Below are 267 nucleotides of genomic sequence, written 5' to 3'. Positions count from 1 at the left end.
GCCCGTCGGTGGAGGCGGTGTCCAGGGTGCAGGTCACCGCGCCGGCCGCACCCGCCGTCTCCTGCGCCACCTACGGCCAGGACACCTGGACGCCCCAGGCGGCCTGCCGGCCGGTGTTCATCACAAAGGTGGTGTAGCCCGACCAGGGTCCGTAGTCGGTGCCGTCATAGGCACGGGCGCGGTAGCGCAGATGGACACCGGCGGGGAAAGCACTGGCGGCGGGGACGACCAGGGTGGAGGTGGATCCGGAGGCCACCGTCTTAACGT

General features: G+C 71.2%; 1 protein-coding gene. It reads right to left on the bottom strand.

Going from position 1 to position 267, the window contains the following annotated elements; genetic code table 11:
* Positions 1–70: 70 nt before the first annotated feature.
* Positions 71–267, bottom strand: a 197-nt coding sequence (locus J0695_RS41870; RefSeq protein WP_206970047.1) for a hypothetical protein, incomplete at its 5' end; no start/stop codon positions are given.

Source organism: Streptomyces beijiangensis (assembly GCF_017315755.1).
GTDB classification, from domain to species: domain Bacteria; phylum Actinomycetota; class Actinomycetes; order Streptomycetales; family Streptomycetaceae; genus Streptomyces; species Streptomyces beijiangensis.
The sequence above is the reverse complement of the archived record's forward strand: the minus strand, read 5'-3'. Positions and strand labels throughout refer to the sequence as shown.